Genomic DNA, 2,713 nt, shown 5'->3' on the forward strand with positions numbered 1-2,713 from the left:
GGTAATAATTCTCAAGCCAGAAGACAATGCAGAGGAAATTCTAGATAAAATCAAGAGCTTCCTCGCCGAACGTGGAATGGAAATCAGCGCTCGAAAGACTAAGCTAACTAAAACGACAGACGGATTTGACTTCCTGGGCTGGAATTTTCGAGTCCAGAAAAACGGAAAGTTCAGAAGTTTCCCCTCACCGGAAAACTATAAAACAACCCGAAAGAAAATCAAAGCCGTGGTCAGCAACTCGAATTATGGTGCAAAAGTTAAGGCAAGAAAACTAGCCCCCATTGTTCGGGGCTGGAGAAACTACCACCGGTATGGCAAGATGGACGGCTCCCGAAATAGTTTATGGTTTGCAAATGAATCAGCACGCCGTAAATTCATAAAGGAAAAGAAAATCGACAAACACGAAGCCGTAAGGTTAGTGAACAAAGCATTTCCGGCGGTACCTTATTCAGAGAACAAACATGTCAATGTTAAAGGGACTAAGTCACCCTATGATGGTGACCTAGTTTACTGGAGCAAACGCAATAGCAAGCTCTATGATAATGCTACCTCCAAAGCCTTAACTAAGCAAAACCATTCCTGTGGACAATGTGGACACAAATTCCTAGGGGAAGAAGTCGTACACTTACATCATATTGATGGAAACCACGATAACTGGAAACCAAAGAATTTGCTAGCAGTTCATCACAGCTGCCATCAACTAATCCACGGAAGCAGACCGAAAGGTCAGGATATCTAGGAGCTGGGTGCGGTGAAAGTCGCACGCCCAGATTTGAAGGAGAGGTGCCCTGGGTAATACCAGGCATCGACTCTAACGCTATGACTAAGTTTCGGAGTTTAGGAGCGATGCAGAGGTGCGACCCGTGGCGAATTTAATTCGCCAACGGAAAACGCACCATTACGGTCTTGGGGGTTCCCCCCATGAGCGACTGCATCAAGACAATGTAAAACATCTGAATGCGTAGTGCTATATAGCAGTTTTCAATTGGGTGAGGTACTGACTAGGAGTGGATTTTAGGGACTTCGGAGCAGGGACTTCGGAGCAGGGAAGTCGGAAAAAATCCTGTGTACCTTAGCTCATGAAAAACGCTATATCGCATTTCCCTATGTTTTGGAAATATTTCCGGATCTAGGTAGACCCCGGTTGGATTCAGGAATAGTAGATGCACCTTGACTTATTCCTCAGCTACCCGCTGGGGTTTTTTTGATCTTGAACGTAGATATAGGGGAATTAACCAGAAGCAGAGGAAGTTGGGTAAATATACAGAAGTGTGTTTTACACCTGGGTAACGTTTACGTCGCCCACACCAACAAACATCACCCCATTGCTTGTCATGCCAGTGAGCATAGCAAACTCGCTATCTGTGTCTAAAACACCGATCAAATCGGGCTTACTGAACTTGGCTACAGCATCTGTAATACCGTCACCGTTCACATCCTCAAAGTTGATATCCTCGGTGCAGCCTTCTCCTGTAGACGGACCAGGCATAAACTCTTCTAAGCAAACTTCCGTAATGGAAGTCGCGTCGAAAACACTGGTACCGAAGATTGCCACAGGTACGGTACCGTTACCCCTTAAATTGAAGGAGCTGGGGAAGGAACCGGGCTTAATGTCTATATCCACAGCCAATTTAACAGGTACATCCACAGTATCTTGTACTGGATCGGTTTGAGTACTATCAGCAATTCCAGTGTTGAGAACTTGACCGGTGAGTGCATCTGTTTCTGATACGCGGTAGATAACCTCAAAGCTTTTCATATCACCTGCACCTAGGAACTCGATAGTTTCATCAAGTCCTGTCAGGGGATCACTAACGGTAACATCAGTTAAATTCGCATCTCCGGTGCTACTGACTTTAATTGTATAGTTGAGATCGTCTCCTTGAGTAACAATACCATTGCCGTCATTATCGACAAAATCTACAAACATCTTGTCGATCTCCAGTTTTGGTTCAGGTAGATCAACTATCTCACTGTCCGTATCTGTAATATCCTCGCCTTGTGGGTCTTCGGCAGCTACGGTAGCAGTGTTTTCAATTGTACCTGCTGTAACATCAGCTGCAGTTACAGTGTAGGTAGCAGTACCAGTTACCTCCTCGCCTGGGTCTAAAGTTCCGTCAAAAGTACCAAAGTCGATCCCACTTAAACCAGGTAAGGGGTCTGTCACTCCTACATCAGTTAAGGTGACATTACCCGTGTTTTCAAGAGTGAAGCTATAGGTAAGTTCGTCCCCTGCACTAATATCTTGAGATGAATCAGCATCGTTGGTAAGTGCTACATCTTTGATCAGATCCACACCAGGCATCGGCTTTACACCGACTGTGGCATCATCGGTGATTGGCTCGGTTTCCGCACTATCAGCAGTAGCAACATTAACCAGATCAACCCCATTATCTAGATCTGCTTGAGTAACGGTATAGGAAGCCTGATATACCCAAGTTTCCCCAAAGTCTAAATTACCATCTCCATCAGTATCACCGCTAACAAAAGTTGGATTAAAATCATCGCCAGTGTCAGAGGTAAAGTTATCATCAACTAAGGTAATATTAGTTGCTTCTGAACCTTCAACTGTGTTGGTAATTTCATAGGTATATTCGATCTCATCTCCCGCTTCATCAACCTCTGTAACATTGGCTGTTTTTCAGTTCAAGTATGGGGTCAGGAAGAGGTGGCACATCTAAATTGCCGAATTGTTGAAAGGAATTGTTTGTTC

Annotated in this window: 2 protein-coding genes and 1 pseudogene; 1 reads left to right on the plus strand and 2 read right to left on the minus strand. The window is 44.6% G+C overall.

The annotated features are described in order from the left end of the window. Positions 1-739: group II intron reverse transcriptase (locus LYNGBM3L_RS23080; protein ID WP_044494427.1), on the plus strand; the 739-nt coding region annotated here is incomplete at its 5' end. A 537-nt stretch (positions 740-1,276) separates the two neighbouring features. On the opposite strand, the gene LYNGBM3L_RS23085 is transcribed toward LYNGBM3L_RS23080, so the two are convergent. Together LYNGBM3L_RS23085 and LYNGBM3L_RS50545 are read right to left on the minus strand one after the other, a co-directional pair. Continuing rightward, positions 1,277-2,305, minus strand: coding sequence for a CLIPPER-2 domain-containing protein (locus LYNGBM3L_RS23085; protein WP_009149397.1), 1,029 nt, complete (start codon positions 2,303-2,305; stop codon positions 1,277-1,279). A gap of 51 nt (positions 2,306-2,356) precedes the next feature. After that, positions 2,357-2,629: pseudogene (locus tag LYNGBM3L_RS50545) on the minus strand (CLIPPER-2 domain-containing protein); the annotation flags it as partial. Between the last annotated feature and the right edge of the window lie 84 nt (positions 2,630-2,713).

This window comes from Moorena producens 3L, assembly GCF_000211815.1.
Taxonomy (GTDB): Bacteria; Cyanobacteriota; Cyanobacteriia; order Cyanobacteriales; family Coleofasciculaceae; genus Moorena; species Moorena producens.